This is a genomic window from Deinococcus aerolatus (assembly GCF_014647055.1).
Classification (GTDB): domain Bacteria; phylum Deinococcota; class Deinococci; order Deinococcales; family Deinococcaceae; genus Deinococcus; species Deinococcus aerolatus.
In genome coordinates this window covers 308,091-325,229 of the sequence record NZ_BMOL01000001.1, presented here as the reverse complement: position 1 = coordinate 325,229, position 17,139 = coordinate 308,091, and the positions used below count along the sequence as shown (strand labels likewise).

General features: G+C 69.1%; 14 protein-coding genes and 1 tRNA gene. 7 read left to right on the top strand and 8 right to left on the bottom strand.

Annotated elements, in window-relative coordinates:
• Window positions 1–15 precede the first annotated feature (15 nt).
• From IEY31_RS01600 to rapZ, 3 genes are all read right to left on the bottom strand, one after another.
• Window positions 16–1,311 carry a glutamate-5-semialdehyde dehydrogenase gene (locus IEY31_RS01600; RefSeq protein WP_188968329.1) on the bottom strand — a complete coding sequence of 432 codons (1,296 nt, stop codon included), beginning with the start codon at window positions 1,309–1,311 and terminating at the stop codon, window positions 16–18.
• A gap of 104 nt (window positions 1,312–1,415) precedes the next feature.
• On the bottom strand, window positions 1,416–2,810 hold the full coding sequence (locus tag IEY31_RS01595; RefSeq protein ID WP_308424302.1) for a gluconeogenesis factor YvcK family protein: 1,395 nt from the start codon (window positions 2,808–2,810) through the stop codon (window positions 1,416–1,418).
• 57 nt (window positions 2,811–2,867) lie between these two features.
• A complete protein-coding gene (gene rapZ, locus IEY31_RS01590) occupies window positions 2,868–3,707 on the bottom strand; it encodes an RNase adapter RapZ (RefSeq protein ID WP_188968326.1) in 840 nt (279 codons plus the stop codon).
• A 386-nt stretch (window positions 3,708–4,093) separates the two neighbouring features.
• Between rapZ and IEY31_RS01585 the strand changes: the two genes are divergently transcribed.
• Window positions 4,094–4,306, top strand: a complete 213-nt coding sequence (locus tag IEY31_RS01585) for a hypothetical protein (RefSeq protein ID WP_188968325.1) — start codon at window positions 4,094–4,096, stop codon at window positions 4,304–4,306.
• Between the two features lie 78 nt (window positions 4,307–4,384).
• Here IEY31_RS01585 and metG read toward each other — a convergent pair whose 3' ends face one another.
• Window positions 4,385–6,400: a methionine--tRNA ligase gene (gene metG / locus IEY31_RS01580; RefSeq protein WP_188968322.1), complete on the bottom strand. Its 2,016-nt coding sequence runs from the start codon at window positions 6,398–6,400 to the stop codon at window positions 4,385–4,387.
• A gap of 382 nt (window positions 6,401–6,782) precedes the next feature.
• Between metG and fusA the strand changes: the two genes are divergently transcribed.
• From fusA to IEY31_RS01555, 5 genes are all read left to right on the top strand, one after another.
• On the top strand, window positions 6,783–8,798 hold the full coding sequence (gene fusA, locus IEY31_RS01575; RefSeq protein WP_188968321.1) for an elongation factor G: 2,016 nt from the start codon (window positions 6,783–6,785) through the stop codon (window positions 8,796–8,798).
• A gap of 159 nt (window positions 8,799–8,957) precedes the next feature.
• Window positions 8,958–10,397 (top strand): carboxypeptidase-like regulatory domain-containing protein, encoded by a 1,440-nt coding sequence (locus tag IEY31_RS01570; protein WP_188968319.1) that lies wholly within the window; start codon window positions 8,958–8,960, stop codon window positions 10,395–10,397.
• A gap of 38 nt (window positions 10,398–10,435) precedes the next feature.
• Window positions 10,436–11,449 (top strand): threonine aldolase family protein, encoded by a 1,014-nt coding sequence (locus IEY31_RS01565; protein ID WP_188968317.1) that lies wholly within the window; start codon window positions 10,436–10,438, stop codon window positions 11,447–11,449.
• 100 nt (window positions 11,450–11,549) lie between these two features.
• Window positions 11,550–12,527, top strand: coding sequence for a CPBP family intramembrane glutamic endopeptidase (locus tag IEY31_RS01560; RefSeq protein WP_188968315.1), 978 nt, complete (start codon window positions 11,550–11,552; stop codon window positions 12,525–12,527).
• Window positions 12,528–12,572: 45 nt separating this feature from the next.
• Window positions 12,573–13,334 carry a hypothetical protein gene (locus IEY31_RS01555; protein WP_229723245.1) on the top strand — a complete coding sequence of 254 codons (762 nt, stop codon included), beginning with the start codon at window positions 12,573–12,575 and terminating at the stop codon, window positions 13,332–13,334.
• Here the strand turns inward: IEY31_RS01555 and IEY31_RS01550 are convergent.
• Window positions 13,331–13,831 carry a DUF456 domain-containing protein gene (locus IEY31_RS01550; protein WP_188968313.1) on the bottom strand — a complete coding sequence of 167 codons (501 nt, stop codon included), beginning with the start codon at window positions 13,829–13,831 and terminating at the stop codon, window positions 13,331–13,333. The genes IEY31_RS01555 and IEY31_RS01550 overlap by 4 nt on opposite strands.
• Window positions 13,832–13,935: 104 nt before the next feature.
• Window positions 13,936–14,012, bottom strand: a tRNA-Met gene (locus IEY31_RS01545).
• A gap of 160 nt (window positions 14,013–14,172) precedes the next feature.
• Here IEY31_RS01545 and fni point away from each other — a divergent pair.
• A complete protein-coding gene (gene fni, locus IEY31_RS01540; RefSeq protein ID WP_188968311.1) occupies window positions 14,173–15,192 on the top strand; it encodes a type 2 isopentenyl-diphosphate Delta-isomerase in 1,020 nt (339 codons plus the stop codon).
• On the opposite strand, the gene IEY31_RS01535 is transcribed toward fni, so the two are convergent.
• Window positions 15,153–16,472 carry a low temperature requirement protein A gene (locus IEY31_RS01535; protein WP_188968309.1) on the bottom strand — a complete coding sequence of 440 codons (1,320 nt, stop codon included), beginning with the start codon at window positions 16,470–16,472 and terminating at the stop codon, window positions 15,153–15,155. The two genes, fni and IEY31_RS01535, sit on opposite strands and share 40 nt — an antisense overlap.
• A gap of 46 nt (window positions 16,473–16,518) precedes the next feature.
• Window positions 16,519–17,115 carry a Holliday junction branch migration protein RuvA gene (gene ruvA, locus IEY31_RS01530; protein ID WP_188968307.1) on the bottom strand — a complete coding sequence of 199 codons (597 nt, stop codon included), beginning with the start codon at window positions 17,113–17,115 and terminating at the stop codon, window positions 16,519–16,521.
• Window positions 17,116–17,139 lie beyond the last annotated feature (24 nt).

The following is a 17,139-nucleotide window of genomic DNA, read 5'->3' as shown; positions in this document are numbered from 1 at the left end:
TTCCCCTCTTCTGGGTTACCCCCGCGTCTGGCCTTCCCCCACCACCACCCATTTCGTGGTGGTGAGTTCGCGCAGGCCCATCGGCCCCCGTGCATGCAGCTTCTGCGTGCTGATGGCAACTTCCGCGCCCAGGCCCAGTTGCCCGCCGTCGTTGAAGCGGGGGCTGGCGTTGACGATCACGGCGGCGCTGTCCACATCCTGAATGAACCGCTCGGCCTGATCGGGGTCGCGGGTCAGGATCACGTCGGTGTGGTTGCCGTGGGCGGCGATGAAATCCAGCGCCTCCTCCAGCCCCGACACAATCTTGAGGCTGGCGGTCAGGGCCAGGAATTCGGTGCCGTAGTCAGTCTCGGCGGCGGGTGTGACCACAATCCCCGCGTCCTGCAACGTGCCCCACGCCTCGGCGTCGGCACGCACCTCCACGCCATGTTCCAGCAGGGCGCGGGCGATGTCGGTCAGGGCGGCCAGCGCCTGCCGGTCGATCAACAGCGTGTCCAGGGCGTTGCAGGCGCTGGGCTTCTGGACCTTGGCATTGACGACGATTTCGGCGGCCCGGCGCACATCTGCCGGGTCACGGATGAAGCTGGCGTCCAGATAGATGTGCACCACGCCGATGCCGCCCACGATCACGGGAACGGTGGCGTTCTCCACGCAGTAGCGGTGCAGCCCGGCCCCGCCGCGCGGGATGATGGCGTCCACCAGATCGTCCAGCCGCAGCAGTTCGCGCATGCGGTCACGGTCCGGGTCGCGGATCACCTGCACGGCGTCGCCTGGCAGGTGCTGGGCCTCCAGCGCCGTGCGGATGGCCGCCTCCAGCGCCGCATTGCTGTGCACCGTCTCCCTGCCGCCGCGCAGAATCACGGCGTTGCCGCTCATCAAGGCCAGCGCCGCCACGTCCACTGTCACGTTGGGGCGAGACTCGTAGATCACGCCCAGCACCCCCAGCGGCACCCGGCGCTGCGAGACGCGGATTCCGCTCGGCTGGGTCTGCGGGGCTGTGGTTTCCCCCACCGGATCAGGCAGACGCGACACGGCCTCCACGTCGGCGGCGATGGTTTCCAGGGACGCGGCGTCCAGGCTCAGGCGCGCGATCATGTGGGGGGGCAGGCCCGCGTGCGCGGCGGCCTGCACGTCCGCGTCATTGGCCGCCAGGATTGCGCCGCTGCCGGCCCGCAGTTCGGCAGCGATGGCTTGCAGGGCCGCCACCTTGCGGGCGGTGGGCAGCGCCCGCAGCGCCCGGCCCGCTGCCCTGGCCCGCACGCCCATCTCCCGGACGCTGATCTGAAGCGGTGTGTCTGGCTGCGCCGTCATGCCTTCAGCGTAACAGGCGGCCTCCGGCATGGCGGTGAGCAGGGGTAGACGGGCTGGGTGCCCCGCCTGCCTTGGGTGCCCAGGTCAATGTTCCCTGGCTGGGTTCACCCCGGCTGGTTCTGAGGGCGGCGGCGCGGGGCCAGGGTCAGCAGCGCCTGGGCCAGCGCCGCCGGGTCGTGGCGGGCCTCATGGCCGGGGTGCAACAGCGGCACCCTCAGGGCACAGCTGTGCAGCGCCTGGGGGGCGCCGTTCAGGTCAAGCACATGCGCGCCCGCCGCCGCGTAACGCTGGGCGACCTCGGGCGGCAGGAGGTCGCTGTTGACCAGCACGCAGTCGGGGGCGCGGCCCAGATGGCGGAAGATGGCCTGAACGTGGTCATCCAGGCTCAGGCCATCGGTCTCGCCGGGCTCGGTCATCAGGCTGGCGACGTAGATCAATGGGGCCGCCGACGCCCGGATCGCCTGGGCAATGTCCGGCACCAGCAGGCCGGGGATGATGCTGGTAAACAGGCTGCCCGGCCCCAGCACAAGCTGTTCGGCGCTTCCGATGGCCTCCAGCACGGAAGGCAGCGCGGGCAGGTCCGGCGGGTCCAGCGTCACGCTCAGGATGCGGGCGCTGCCCACCGAGGGGGCAAATTTGCTCTCGCCACGAACCGTGCGTCCGTCGCTCAGGTGGGCCACCAGGGTGGCGGGGGCGGTGGTGGCCGGAAACACGTGGCCGCGGATTCTGAGTACCTCGTGGATGTCCTGCATGGCTTCGGCCAGCCCGCCTTCCTCCTCGCTGAGGGTGGCCAGCATCAGGTTCCCGAAGGTGTGGCCCTGGATGCCGTCGCCGCGTCTGAAGCGGTGCAGCAGCAGCCGGGCCATCACGGGACTGTCGCTCAGGGCGGCGTAGCAGTCGGTCAGGTCGCCGGGGGCGATCATGTCCAGCGACTCGCGCAGCCGCCCGCTGCTGCCGCCGTCGTCCGACACAGTCACGATGGCGGTGGTGTGGGCCGTGTGGGGGCGCAGGCCCGACAGCAGGTTGGACAGCCCGGTGCCGCCCCCCACCGCCACGACGCGCAGCCCGCGCGACAGGTGGCGGCGCGCGTAGATGGTATCCATCGCCGTCTCAGGGAGGGTGCCGACGCCGCGCAGCACCGAGCGGTTGAGCATGGCGATGCTGAAAAAGGCCCCGACCAGCGCCGCCGCCATCACCCCCATGCCGACCACGTGCAGCGGCATGATCTCGGGAGAGGTCAGGGCATTGAGGTACAGGATCCAGCGCGTGGCGGTGAAGTGCAGCGGCCCGGTCCAGGTGAAGTGCAGGAACCCCACCGCCCCCACCAGCGTGCACGCCACAAACAGCAGCAGCCAGCGCTTGATGCCCATGCCCGGCGTGAGCCACATGCGCGCGCGCCGGGTGGCGTGCTGCCCTCGTTCCACGGCCCGCTGCCGCGTGGTGCTGTGCAGATCTTCGGCCAGGGGAGGCTCCGCAGCGTGCCGGGGCGGGTCGCTCATGCCGGCTCCCCCGTCCCCGCCTGCGGTGCCGACCAGATCCGGCTCAGTCTGCCCACATCAGCTCGCCTCCAGTTTCATGTCGCGGTGATCGGTCACGTCCACGTTCAGGTCGCTGAGGTCCTCGGCCAGGCGGGCGGCCACCGCCACACTGCGGTGCTGCCCGCCGGTGCAGCCGATGCCCACCGTGTACCCGTGCCGGCCGCTGGCCCGCGCCCGCTCGGCGGCCGTGCGTACGAACGCGCGCACCTCGTCGTAGAAGGTCTCGGAGGCCGGGTCCTGGAACACGTACCCGGCCACGTCGGGTTGCAGGCCGGTGCGGGGGCGCAGCTGGGGGTCGTAGTACGGATTGGGCAGTGAGCGCACGTCCACCACCATGTCCACGTCGCGCGGCGGCGAGTGCTTGAAGCCGAACGACACCAACCGCAGGTGAAAGTCCTGTTCCAGCCGGTACAACTGCAGCACCCGCCCGGCCAGCTCCTTGCCCGAGAGTGAGGTGGTGTCGATCACCGTGTCGGCGATGGCCCTCAGCGGCGCGAGCAGCTCGCGTTCGCGGGCGAAATCCACCATCAGGGTGTCGCCCAGCGGGTGTTCGCGGCGGGTCAGGTTGTAACGCTGCAGTAGCACCTCCCCCGTGGCCTCCAGAAACAGCACCCGCAGGTCCTCGCGGCGGCGCGACAGGCGCTCGTGGCTGGATTCCAGCGCCGCCAGAAAGTCGCGGGTCCGCGCGTCGGTGCTGACCGCCAGCCGGGTGATGCCGCGCGCCGTCGCCAGATCGTGCATGGCCCCCCACAGCTCGGGCGGCAGGTTGTCGGTGGTGAAGAACCCCGCGTCTTCCAGCGTGCGCAGCACCGTGCTCTTACCACTGCCTGACAGTCCCGAAACCACGATAAACGGCATACGGCCCAGTCTATAGGGCCGCCGCGCCCTCCGGCCGCGGATGCCAGCCTGTGACTGGCCGATCACGGTCCGGGCACCTGCCGGTCACGGTTGATCACGGCCCGGTCACGGCGCGTTCTTTAAGGTGCTTTCAAGCGAAGGAAAGGCGTCTGGCCGGCGGTTGGTCGGGCTTCCCGCCCTCGCAGGAGAGCACCATGAAGCCACTGAATCTTGCCCTGCTTTTGACCACCGCCCTGAGTCTGTCTCCCCGCCTGCGGAGGCGGAGGCACCCCCCCGCCTGCCGGAAACACCAATGACGCCACCCAGACCGTGACGGTCAACATCGGTGCCCCGGCCGACACCACCGCCCCATCCATCGTGTCCATCGATCCATCACGCCGGCCAGCGTGGCCACCGGAGTTGTCAGGAATGTCAACGTCGCGGGCACCTACGGCAAGTCCGTCCTGAGCGCCCTGCAAGACGACCGGGCCAACAACCGCACCCGCTCGCAGTACCGCCTGCGCTTCGCCAAGCTGACCGATGGGGACGGCAATACGGACCTCGCTTACCTGAGGCAGGGTGAGCCACCAACCAGCCGGCCCTGCAAATCACCTACTTGATTGCCTGAGCGTTCATTGAAAAGCAAAGCTGCCGGAGGCGAACATCCCTCCGGCAGCTTGTCAATGCGGCTGAAGCCCTTAGCGCACCTTTGTTCCGCTGGGCAGGTCCAGCGTCAGGCCCACCAGATCCAGATTGCCCGCGTCGTCCTCGGCGGCCAGGATCATGCCCTGAGATTCAATGCCGCGCAGTTTGGCAGGTTTGAGGTTGGCCACCAGAATCACCTTGCGGCCCACCAGCGCTTCGGGCTCGTACCACTTGCGAATCCCGCTGACCACCGTGCGCGTTTCCTCGCCCATCCTGACAGTCAGCTTCAGCAGTTTGTCGGCCTTCGCCACTGCCTCGCAGGCGATGACCTCGGCCACGCGCAGGTCAATGCGGGCAAAGTCGTCGATGGAAATCAGGGCCTCGGTCTCGGCGGGGGTGGCGCTGGCCACAGGTGCGGCGGGTTCAGCAATGGCATGCATGGCTTTCTTCTCCTTCTGGGCGGGCTTCTGGGGCCTGCCCGGCTTTCCCGTGCCCGCTTCCGGCTCCGGCTGGGGCAGTTCTGGTTTCGGGAACAGGATTGGCCCGCCCGGCACGCGGGTGCCCGCCGGAATCAGGCCCCAGGCGCCGGTCAGGGTGTAGGTCTGGCCGCCCAGGCCCAGCTGGGCGCGCAGCTCGCGGGCCTTGCCGGGAATCACGGCCTCCAGACACACCGACGCGACGCGCAGCCCCTCGGCGGCGGTGTACAGCACGGTGTCCAGCCGACGGGCGGTGTCGTCGGACTTGGCCAGATTCCACGGCGCGCTCTCGGCGATGTAGCGGTTCAGGTCACGCACGAAGTTCATGGCGGCTTCAATCGCCATGTTGATCTTGAGGTCATCCACCAGGGCCAGAATCTGTCCCGGCAGGGCCAGCGCCGCCGCCTCGATTCGGCGTTCGCGGTCACCCGGCTCGGCGGCGGTGGGCAGCACGCCGCCCCGGTACTTGTGGATCATGCTGACGGTGCGCGACAGCAGGTTGCCCAGATCGTTGGCCAGGTCGCTGTTCAGGCGGGATACCAGAATGCCCTCGCCGTAGGGGCTGTCCGCGCCCAGCGAGGCCTCGCGCAGCAGGGTGTAGCGGATGGCGTCCACCGGAAAGTCCTTGACCAGCTGCTGCGGGTTGATCGCGTTGCCCAGCGACTTGCCCATCTTGCGGCCGTCCTCGGCCAGGATGTGGCTGTGCACCACCAGCTTGCGGTACAGCGGATAACCTGCCGCCCTCAGCATGGTGGGCCAGAACACCGCGTGCGGCTTGAGAATGTCCTTGCCGATGACGTGCCACGCCACTCCGCTGACCGTCGCCGGGTCACGGCCGCCCGCCACAAATGGCGTCAGATACGACAGCAGCGCGTCAAACCACACGTAGGTCACGTGATCGGCGTCCCAGGGCAGCTCGATGCCCCACGGCACGCGGCTTTTCGGGCGACTGATGCTCAGGGGGCCGATCGGCTCCGAGAGCATTTCCAGCACCTCGTTGCGGTACCCGGCGGGCTGGATCAGCGTGGGATTGGCCTTGAGGGTCTCCAGCAGCCAGTCCTGGTACTTTTCCATCCTGAAAAAGTAGTTGGCCTCGCGCCTCAGCTCCGGCGGCTGGGGGTCACCGGGGTAGCGGCGCACGCCGTCTGGCCCCTCTACCAGTTCCTTGTCGGTCACGTAGCGTTCGGCGCCCACGGAGTACAGGCCCTCGTACTCGGCGAAGTAGATGTCCCCGGCGTCGTACACGCGCTGCAAGACGTCCTGCACGAACTTCTTGTGGCGCTGGGAGGTCGTGCGGATGAAGGCGTCATAGCTGATGTCCAGCCGGTCCCACAGCCCCCGGAAGGCGCGGTCACTCAGGTCGTCCACCAGTTCCTGCGGCGTGACCCCGGCCTTGGCGGCGGCCTTGCTGATCTTCTCGCCGTGCTCGTCGGTGCCCATCACGAAGGTCACGTCGCGCCCCGAGAGCCGCTGGTAACGCGCGATGGCGTCGCCCAGAATCTTCTCGTAGACGTGCCCGATGTGCGGCTCGCCGTTGGCGTAATCGATGGCGGTGGTGATGATGAATTCGTTGTTCTGTTGGTGGTCGCTCATGCTGTTTCCTTCCTCTCCGCCCTGTACCCGACAGGCACCACGCCCTGATGAGAGGCGGGGCGGACAACCTCTACAGGATACGGAAAAAGTGAAGGCGGGTTGCGGCTCTTGGACGGAACGCATCCCGCCTTCAGGCCCCCAGCCACTCAGGGGCGCAGGGGCGTTCGCATCATCACGGGCTGGGGGCAGGTCATGGGAGCAATGTAGGGCTGGGTGAGGAAAAAAGGGAATTCGGGAAATGGCGCAGAGACAGGCGACCGCCACAGCGTTGGGTTGGGCGCCGCAGATCAGGTGTACATTGGTTCCACCAAAATCACGTCCGCGCCGGAGGCCGTTCGCCCCGCCCCCTCTTTTTAACCAGAAAAGGATCGGTGGTTCAAGAATGCCCGTTCGTATTGTGAGTCTCGCCGCGCACAGCGGCGCCGGGAAAACCACGCTCTGCGAAGCCCTGCTGCACCACAGCGGGGCCATTTCACGTCCTGGCAAAGTCGAGGACGGCACCACCCAGAGCGATCACACCGACGCCGAGAAGGCGCACGGCTTTTCCATCACCACCGGCGTGGTGCGCCTGAGCCATGACGGCACCGACATCACCATGCTGGATACCCCCGGTTACGCCGACTTCGTGCGCGAGATCCGGGGGGCCATCCGCGCCGCCGACGCCGCCCTGATGGTGGTCAGCGGCGTGAGCGGCGTGGAGGTGGGCACCGAACGGGTGTGGGCCACCGCTGACCGCTTCAACATGCCGCGCCTGATCGCCGTCAACAAGATGGACCGGGAGCGGGCCAACTTCTCGGCGGTGCTGGCGGACCTGCGCTCCAGCCTGCCGGGCAATGTCGCCCCGCTGTATCTGCCTGTCGGCGAGGGGGCGGACTTCCGGGGGGTGGTGAACGTCCTGACCGGGGAAACCGGGGATGGGGCAGAGGTGCCTTCCGACCTGCGCTCGGTGCTGAAAGAAGCGCGGGACAGCCTGACCGACGCCATCATTGAATCCGACGACGCGCTGATGGAACGCTTTCTGGAAGGCGAGAAGATCGGCGTCGATGACCTGCACGCCGCCTTTCTGCGGGCCGTGCATGCGGGAACCCTGTACCCGGTCCTTCCGGTCAGCGCCACGACGGGTGTGGGGCTGGCGCAGCTGCTGGACCTGCTGGTCACGGGCCTGCGTAGCGCCCGCGAGCGTGGCCCCACCACCGGGCAGGACGGCCAGAACCGCGAGCCGCTGCCCGACGCTCCCTTCAGCGCCCGCGTGTGGCGGGTCAGCATCGATCCCTTTGTGGGCAAGCTGGCGTACATCCGGGTGTACAGCGGCACCCTCAGGCCCGGCGACACGGTGCTGAACACCTCACGCGATGGTGCCGAGGTCAAACCGGCCCACCTCTACCTGATCAACGGCAAGGAACTGACCGAGGTGCCGGAGCTGCGGGCCGGCATGATCGGCGTGCTGACCAAGCTGGGTGACCTGCACGCCGGGGACACGCTGGCCGATCCTGCCCATCCCATCCAGTATGACGCGCTGTGGCTGCCCGACCCGGCACACACGGTGGCCCTGCACCCTGCAACCCGCCAGGACGAGGACAAACTGGGCGCGGCGCTGACCCGTCTGATGGAGGAAGACCCGACGCTGCACTTCCAGCGTGACCTGCAGACCGGGGAGCAACTGCTGAGCGGCATGGGCGACATGCACCTGACCATTGCCGCCGAGAAACTGGCGGCCCAGGGTGTGACCGTGACCACCACCACGCCGCAGATTCCCTACCGCGAAACCATTCACGCCGCCGCGCAGGCCCAGGGCAAACACAAGAAGCAGAGCGGCGGCCACGGGCAGTACGGCGACTGCACGATCCGTATTGAACCCGGCGAGGGCTTCGGCTTTAAAAGTGCCGTGGTGGGCGGCGCGATTCCCGGCAAGTACCTGCCCAGCATCGAGAAGGGCGTGCAAGACGCCATGCAGAAGGGCAGTCTGGCCGGCTACCCGCTTCAGGACGTGCACGTGACGGTGCTGGACGGCAGCTACCACGAGGTGGACAGTTCGGACATCGCCTTCCGCATGGCGGGCAGCATGGCGCTGAAAAATGCGCTGGAACAGGCCCGGCCCGGCCTGCTGGAACCTGCCGTCCTGCTCAAGGTGCGTGCGCCCGCCTCGTTCACCGGCGACCTGATCAGCGACCTGCAAACGCGCCGCGCCCGCGTGCAGGGCATGGACACCGGCGGCACGGTCATCACCATCAGCGCCGTGGTGCCGCAGGCGGAGTTGCAGAACTACAGCGCCGACCTGCGCTCGCTGACCGGGGACCGGGGGGCCTTTTCCGTCAAGCCGCACGGCTACCAGGATGTGCCGGACCATCTGGCGAAGCGGATCATCGAGGAGCGGCGGGCGGAGGTGGCGGCGGGGTAGGGGCAGGACCGTGCGGGTGGCGATGGGGGTGAGGGCTGGAAACCTGACCCCGGTCTGCTTAGACTGAATGCCTCTCTCCATCCAACCAAATCTTCAATTCGAAGGCTCCGAAAGCATAGTGGCCGCATAAGCCCCGTCGCAGACCTGATGAGGTGTCGTATGAAGGGAACCGTTCGCCTGCTGTCGTTTCTTCTGTGTGGTGCGTTTTCGGCGCTGGCCGCTGGCCCCAGCAGCACCCTGGTGCCCGCCTCGTTCAACGAGGGCGCGGTGATCGTGACTGACCGCGCCGCCGTCGATGATCTGGCCTCAAGCCTGCGCGACGCGGCCAGCGCCGCCGGGAGCAGCTGCACGAAGAGCGAATACGTGGTGTGGACCGAGCCTGAAGAGGGGCTGGAGGAAACCTTCAACGGCGGGGTCAAGGCCCTGGGTTACACCTACCGCGTGCTGGACAGCAGCGACGATGAAGATGGCCGGGCCGTGGCGTTTGCGCTGAGCGGCCCCCAGCAGGCGCTGGCCGGACTGTGGCTGGAAGCCGAGGGAGCAACCGTGCTGGCCTGGTGTGTGCTCAAGCCAGTGGCGGCCAAAGCCCCGGCCAAGCCCACTCCTGCGCTGCAACCCAGCGCACCGGCGGCCAGTGTTCCCAAACCCGCGCCGGCCCCCGCCAAGCCTGCTGCACCGGCGGCCAGCCCAGCCAAACCTGCGCCCGCGCCCGCCCCCGCCAAGCCCGCTGCGCCCGCGGCCAGCGCTAAACCGCCCACCACCAAACCCGGCTACGTCAGCGGGCTGGTGCTGGACACCCAGGGCCGGCCGCTGGCGGGCGCGCGGGTCTTCATCAGCGGCACCACCTTCACCCAGGGCCAGAAAACCAATTTCGAGACCGAGACGAAGGCGGACGGTACCTACAGCCTGCGCGTGCCGGACGGGCGGTATCAGGCCAAGGCCTCGTACACCACCACGTTTGAAGGTCAGACCTTCTCGTTCTTTATGGACCCGGCCAGCGGCAACCCCAGCACCAGCGTGGACTCCAGCGAGGGCGGCAACCTCAACTTCCGCTGGAAGCTGTCCGGCCTGCGGGCGGGCAGTGGCGCCGGGGCCAATCGGTACGATGATTTCTACGGTTCAAGCGTTGATTTCAGCTACTGCGGCCTGCCGGCCAAGGCGTACTGCGCCGAGAAGTACAGTGCTGTGACGCCCGGCGCGGCCCCCGGCGGCAGCACCATCACGGCAACCTTCACGCCCCAGGGCAAGCTGGTGGACGGCAGCACGGGAAAACCTGTCGTTTATACCTTCAAGGCCGCGCCGCTCGCCCCTCCCGGTGGGTATCCTTATACTGACCCCAACGGCGGGGGCCGCACAACATTGGGCCAGGGATGGCAGTACCACAGCACCAACTTCAATGACCTGCCGTTGGGCCGCTACACCCTGACCGTCACCGCCACCCTGCCAGACGGCCGCCAGAAGCCCCTCAAGCTGGGCCTAACCGCAGACGACGTGGAGCACAGCAGCGTCACCGTGCGCTGGGTGCCCTGGGATGACTTCAACCCGGCCAGCTACATCGGCGGCGGCATCAAGCAGATGAAGGTGTTCGTGCGGGACTGAACGCGAAGTCTGGGGCGCAGTTCGCTAGCATGGTGGACATGGCCCGTCCTGTAATTGCCGACCTCCGTTCCGACACCGTCACCACGCCCACCCCCGAAATGCGCGCCGCGATGGCGTCGGCGGCGGTGGGCGACGACGTGTACGGCGAGGACCCCACCGTCAACGAGTTGCAGGCCGAAGTCGCCCGCCTGACCGGCCACGAGGCGGGCCTGTTCATGCCGTCCGGCAGCATGACCAATCAGGTGGCGATTGCCCTGCACACCCGCCGGGGCGAGGAGGTCATCTGCGCCGAGGGCAGCCACATCTACGAGTGGGAACTGGGCATGATGGCGGCTTTCTCTGGTGTGGTCCCGCGCTTCGTGCCCGCGCCGCTGGGGGTGCCGGCCCCCGGGGACGTGCGGCTGGCGGTGCGCCACAGCATTCACCAGTCGCCCACCGGCCTGATCAGCCTGGAAAACACCCACAACAAGGCGGGTGGCACGGTCATTCCGCTGGAAGTCATTGAGCAGATTCGCGCAGTGGCCGACACCGAGGGCCTGCCCCTGCATCTGGACGGCGCACGGGTTTTCAACGCGGCGGCGGCACTGGACGTGCCCGTCACTGAGATCACGCGGCACTTTCACACCGTCAGCGTGTGCCTCAGCAAGGGACTGGGCGCACCGGTGGGCAGCGTGCTGGTGGGCAGCGCCGAGCAGATGCGGCAGGCCCACCGCTACCGCAAGATGCTGGGCGGCGGCATGCGGCAGGCCGGGGTGCTGGCCGCCGCCGCGCTGGTGGCCCTGCGCGACGGCCCGGCCCTGCTCAGGGAGGACCACCGCCGCACCCGCGAACTGGCCGAGGCGCTGGCAAATGCGGGTTTCGACGTGAACCTCGCCGCCGTGCAGACCAACATCATCTATGTCACGCTGCCGGACGCCGCCGCGCAGGTGGAGAGCTGGGCTGAGCGCGGCGTGCTGGGCAGCGCCCTGGGGCCGGACTCGGTGCGCTTCGTGCTGCATCACCAGACCGGAGATGAGGCTCTGGCCAGGGCGATTGGGGTGCTGACCGCGTAGAGCGAACTCCAGAACTTGCCTGTGTCCCCGGCCCCAACCTCAAGGAAGCTCCCCCTTTCAGCGGAGGCGCGGGCCGGGGGAGCGCAGTACCCTCTACACCATGACTGCGCCGGACACCGACCCTCCCGCCTCCCCGCCCTGGCCGGACGAGGCGCAGCCTCTCAGGCCTGCCCCCGGTATCCGGGCGGTGGACGGCAACCGCGCCGCGCTGAGCCTGCTGGTGATCCAGAACGTGGTCTCGGCGCTGCTGATCGCCCAGCGCGTGCCGCTGGGAACGGCGCTGCTGGGCTCGTTCGCGGTGGTGGTGGCCGCCGCCTTCCTGTTTTTTCGTCCCACGGTGAAGGCCCTGGGCCGGGACACGCGCTGGCGCACGCCGCCGTCATGGGGGCTGGCGCTGGCCGCCTTTGCGCTGGCCTTTCTGGCCTCGCGGGCCTTTGTGCTGGCGTACATCACCTTCTTTCCCGGCGGGGTGGACGCGGTGCCGCAGTTCCTGAGCAGTGGGCCGGACGTATGGGTGCTGCTGCTGGCGGCAGGCCTGCTGATTCCCTTTGCCGAGGAAGTCGCTTTCCGGGGCCTGCTGATGCGCGGCCACGAGCGGGCGGCGGGCTTCACGGTGGCGGCATTGACCTCCACCCTCGTTTTTTCGCTGGCACACGGCGTGCCGGCCAGCATCGCCGGGATTCTGCCGCTGGCCTACGTGCTGGCGCGCCTTGCCCAGCACAGCGGCAGCCTGTGGGACAGCGTTGTGGTCCACGCGCTGAACAACACGCTGGCGGTGGGGCTGGGCGCCTTGCTGGCCGGAAAGGACCTGGGCGATCCGGCGCAGGCCAGTGAACTGCTGGGCAATCCGGCCCTCAAGCTTCCGCTGGCGGTTGGGGCGCTGCTGTTCGGTACCGTGGTGATGGTGGTGCTGCACCTGTGGCTGACCCCCAGGCCGGACCCGCAGGAGCGCTGCGCCCCCGGCCCGTGGTTGAGCCTGTCCTACGTGGTGATTGCGCTGTTCGGCGCGGTGGCGGTGGCCTTGACCTTCCCACAGGTGGGCCTGTGGGTGTCGGACCTGCGAAACGCGTTGTTCTGATCCCGCGTTGCGTCCCGCGCCCCAGCCGCTAGCATGGCCGGGTCTATGGCCCCTCCCCGCAAGTCCAGCACCAGCAAGACCACGTCCAGCAAGACCGGGGCCAGGCAGACCCGCCGAAAGGTCAGCGCCCCCGCGCCGCTGCCTGACCCACCCACGCCCGCCACGCTGCTGACCAGCCCACGCAGCTTCGCCGCGCAACTGCAGGAGGTGGAGCTGGTCTGGTGGCGCTACGTCTGGGTGCCGGTGGTCTCGGGCCTGCTGGGTGGGCTGGCCTACACGCTGCTGGTGCGTCATGCCAACATGTTTGCGGCGGCCCACAGCGACGCGGCGGCCCCCAACGTTGCGAGCTACGCGGTCAACACGCTGGGGACGACCTTTCTGAGCGTGTTTATCTTTGTGCTGATGTGGGGGCTGGGCCGGGTGGGCTCCGGGTTCCGGGGCCGCGCCGCCGAGGTTTACGGGGCCAGCTTCGCGCTGATGCCCCCGCTGTACCTGCTGGTGATCGCGATCACGCTGCTGACGCCCGCCGCCGCCTTCATGCCGGACGTCGCCCGTGCCGGCGCGCTGGGGACGGACCCTAGGGTGCTGGAGCGCGCCGCACTGGCGGTCATGGCCCAGACCTCCGCCGGGTTCGGGCTGGTGGTGGTCACGCTGCTGGGCACGGCGGCGCAGTTCGGTTTCGTCTACGCCGCCTTTCGCCACCTGACCGAGCGGCCTGTTCAGGCGGTCATGGGCACGCTGCTGCCGCTGCTGCCCGCGCTGGTCATCAGCCTGATTGGGGTCTCGCCGTTGCTGTTCGCCCGCTAGCCGAAGACGCTGCGCGCCGGGTCCCACAGCCGCCACAGCTCGTAGAGGCCCATCAGCAGGTGCAGCACCAGTTTGGCCGCCAGCCCCGTCAGCAGGCCCACCAGGGTGCCCCAGGCCGAGCGCAGCGCGTCGGGCAGGCTCTTGCGTACCAGCAGCAGTTCGGCCAGCAGCGCCCCGGCCAGCGGACCCACCAGCAGCCCGAAGGGAATGAACAGCCCGGCCAGCCCGCCGAGTAATGCGCCCCACACCGCCTGCCTGCTGCCGCCGTAGCGCCGCGCCCCCCACGCCGAGGCCAGGTTGTCCACGAAGCCGATCAGCACCGTGATGGCCCCGAAGGTCAGCAGGAACGGCAGGTCCGGCCACACCTGAAAGCCGTCCAGCAGCGTGGCACCCAGCGCCCCCAGAAAGATGATCAGCGTGGCGGGCAGCACCGGCACGAAGGTGGCGGCCATGCCCACGACCCAGGCCATCAGAAAAATCAGAAAGGCGAGACTCATGCTGTCCCACAGTACGGCCTGCCGTGGGACAGGGTTCCGTGACACAGGCCGGCAGCCGACAGGGCACGAAAAAGCCCCCACCGTGGGGTGGGGGTCTTTCATTTTGGTTGCAGGGACAGGATTTGAACCTGCGACCTCCGGGTTATGAGCCCGACGAGCTACCAGACTGCTCTACCCTGCGTAACCTTCTTTCCTCGTGCCTCACGCCGTCCTTCTCTTCTCAGCGCTTGGGAATAGTACAGCCGATTGCGCGGGCTGTCAACTGTGCATGAGGTTGCTAAGCACGGCGCAGTGCGGGAATTCACGCTCTGGCCCCTGGTGGCGGGCGCTAGGCTGTGGCCATGACCCCGGCGCTGCCCCCCGACATCACGGCGCGTAAGTTGCGCCACGTGGACGCGTGCCTGCTGCCCGAGAGCCAGTACGCGGGCGTGACCACCGGGCTGGAGGCTGTGCCGTGGCCGTACCGCGCCCTGCCGGAGCGCAACCTGGGGGACGTGGACCTGGGCACCACCTTTCTGGGCCACCGCCTGAAGGCCCCGGTGCTGATCGGCGCGATGACCGGCGGCGCCGAGCGGGCCGGGCGCATCAATGCCCATCTGGCGCAGGCGGCGCAGCGGCTGGGCCTGGGCCTGATGCTGGGGTCACAGCGCGTCATGCTGGAGCGCCCCGACACCGCCGCCACCTTCCAGATCCGCAGGGCTGCCCCCGATATCCTGCTGATCGGCAACCTGGGCGGGGCACAGTTCCTGCTGGGCTACGGCGCACAGCAGGCGATCCGCGCGGTGCAGACGGTGGGCGCCGATGCGCTGGCCATTCACATCAACCCGCTTCAGGAGGCCCTGCAGCGCGGCGGCGACACCCGCTGGGCCGGCCTGACCGTGCGGCTGGCCGAACTGCTGCCGGACCTGCCGTTTCCGGTGATGCTGAAGGAGGTGGGCCACGGCCTGGACGCGCGGACGGTGGCGGCGGTGTCGGGTCTGGGCTTCGCCGCGCTGGACGTGGCCGGGGCCGGGGGCACCAGCTGGGCGCGGGTGGAACAGCTGGTGGAGCGCGGCGCCGTGACCACGCCGGACCTGTGCGAGGTGGGCGTGCCGACGGCGCAGGCCCTGCGGGATGCCCGCGCCGCCGCGCCGCAGATGCCGCTGGTTGCCTCCGGGGGCATTCGCACGGGGCTGGACGCCGCCCGCGCCCTCTTGCTGGGGGCGGGGGTGGTGGCGGTGGCCCGCCCGCTGCTCGCGCCCGCGCTGGACAGCGCCGAGGCGGTGGAGGACTGGCTGGCGAACTTCATCCATGAACTGCGCGTGGCTCTGTTTGTCGGCGGCTACGGCGACGTGCCGTCGGTCCGTGCTGCGGGCGGCTGATCCAGGGCGTCTGCCACCGACTCCGGCTGGTCGCCCGCCTCAAGACGCTGCAGCACCGTTTCCTCCAGCCGCCCCAGCCGCCGCGTGACCGGATCGGTGGCGCTTGTGAGGGCCAGCAGCGTGGTCAGTGCGGCCACCGCCAGATGCGTCCCCTGGGTGTCCAGGTCGATGAACAGCAGCCCCACGGCCAGCCCCACCCCCAGCAGCAGCGCGGGCAGGCTGCGGTCGGCAAAGAAACGGCCCGTGACCCGCAGCGAGTTCCAGCGCAGGAAGGCCAGCGTCAGCAGGGCCAGGGCCAGCGACGCGCCCACCAGCCGCTGGTCGGCGGCGGATTCGGCTGTTCCGGCGGCAGACAGCCCGTGGCCCAGCCCCACGCCCAGCACCACCACCGCCAGCGTGAAGGGCAGGTGGCCGTACAGCCACGCCAGCATGGCCTCGACCTGGCGGTCCACCCGCGCGCCCAGCAGCGGCAACGAGCGGGCCTGATCGAAGTAGAGCCGCCACAGCGCCACCGCCGTCACGATGGCCGCCAGCGCCGGGATCAGGTTATTGGCGTTGAGTTCCTGCTGCCGGCTGCCGCCCACGATCTCGGTCACGATGGCCCCCAGCGCGATGATCTGCAGCAGGCCCACGCGCTCCGGCAGGTGGCCCTCGTGCGGCAGGGCGTGGCGGCTGTGGTTGCGGGTCACCACCGGGGCCAGCACATCCAGCAGCAGCGCGGCGCACCACAGCCCGATCTGCGCCGCCGACCCGCCTGGAAACGCCGCCGACACCAGCCACAGCGCCGCCGCCGCGCCGAAGGCCAGCGCCATGCGCCCGGCGAAGGCGGCCACGTCCTGGCCGCGCCGCGCCACCGCCACGTACAGCGCCGTCTGAATCACCCGGTTGGCCCCGTACGCCAGCGCAAAGGCCGGGCCGGTGTCGGTCAGGTCGCCGCGCAGCGTCAACGCGATCATGCCCAGCGACACCAGCTGCGCCAGCGTGCCCCAGCGGTAGGTGCGGCTCTCGTTGCCGTAGCGGGCGGCAAAGGTGGCATTGCCGGCCCAGGCCCACCAGACCGCCACAAACAGCAGCCCGAAATTCAGCAGGCTGACCGTGTCCGGAGACTGCCCCAGCCGCTTGGCCAGCTGGTCAAAGGCCACCACGAAGATCAGGTCAAAGAACAGCTCCAGCCACGAGACCTTCTGCTCCTGATAGACCGAGGCCTCCGGCTGTTGAGGCCCGGAGGCAGCCTCGTCCGCCCGGCCAATGTCCACACTGTCGGGCTGACCGTGCGTCATCCGGCGGTGCGGACCTGACGGGACGGTGCGTCCCCGGGGATGGCCCTCACCGGAGCCGCCCCAGGCCCTTACGAATCAGGGCGTCGGCGCTCAGGTCCGGTTCGGCAGACAGCAGCTCGGCCACCACCGCGCGCACCCCGGCCTCGCGGAAGCCCAGCGCCAGCAGCGCGTCCACCGCGTCGCGGCCCGCCGTGGTGGCCACTTTCGCCGCCTTGACCCCGCCCACCGCCGGCGCGGCCAGATGTTCAGGCACCTTGCCCTGCAGTTCCAGCACCAGCCGCTCGGCGGTCTTCTTGCCCACGCCAGACACGCTGGACAGCAGTTTGGCGTCGCCACTCAGCAGGCCCTGCGCCAGCGCCGAGACGGGCATGGCCGACAGCAGCGCCAGCCCCAGCTTCGGTCCCACGCCGCTCACGCCGGTCAGCAGGTCAAACAGCCGCACGCTGTCGGTGTCGGCAAACCCGAAGAGCAACTGGGCGTCCTCACGGACGATAAAGCGGGTGTTCAGCTCGGCCGGCTGGCCCGCCACCAGTTTGGCCAGCGTGCCGGCTGGACACTGAACCTCGTAGCCCACGCCGCCGGCCACCACCACGGCGCTGTTCTCGCGCACCTCGCGCACCACGCCGGACAGGTAAGCAATCACGCCGCCGATTCTAGTGGGTCACGG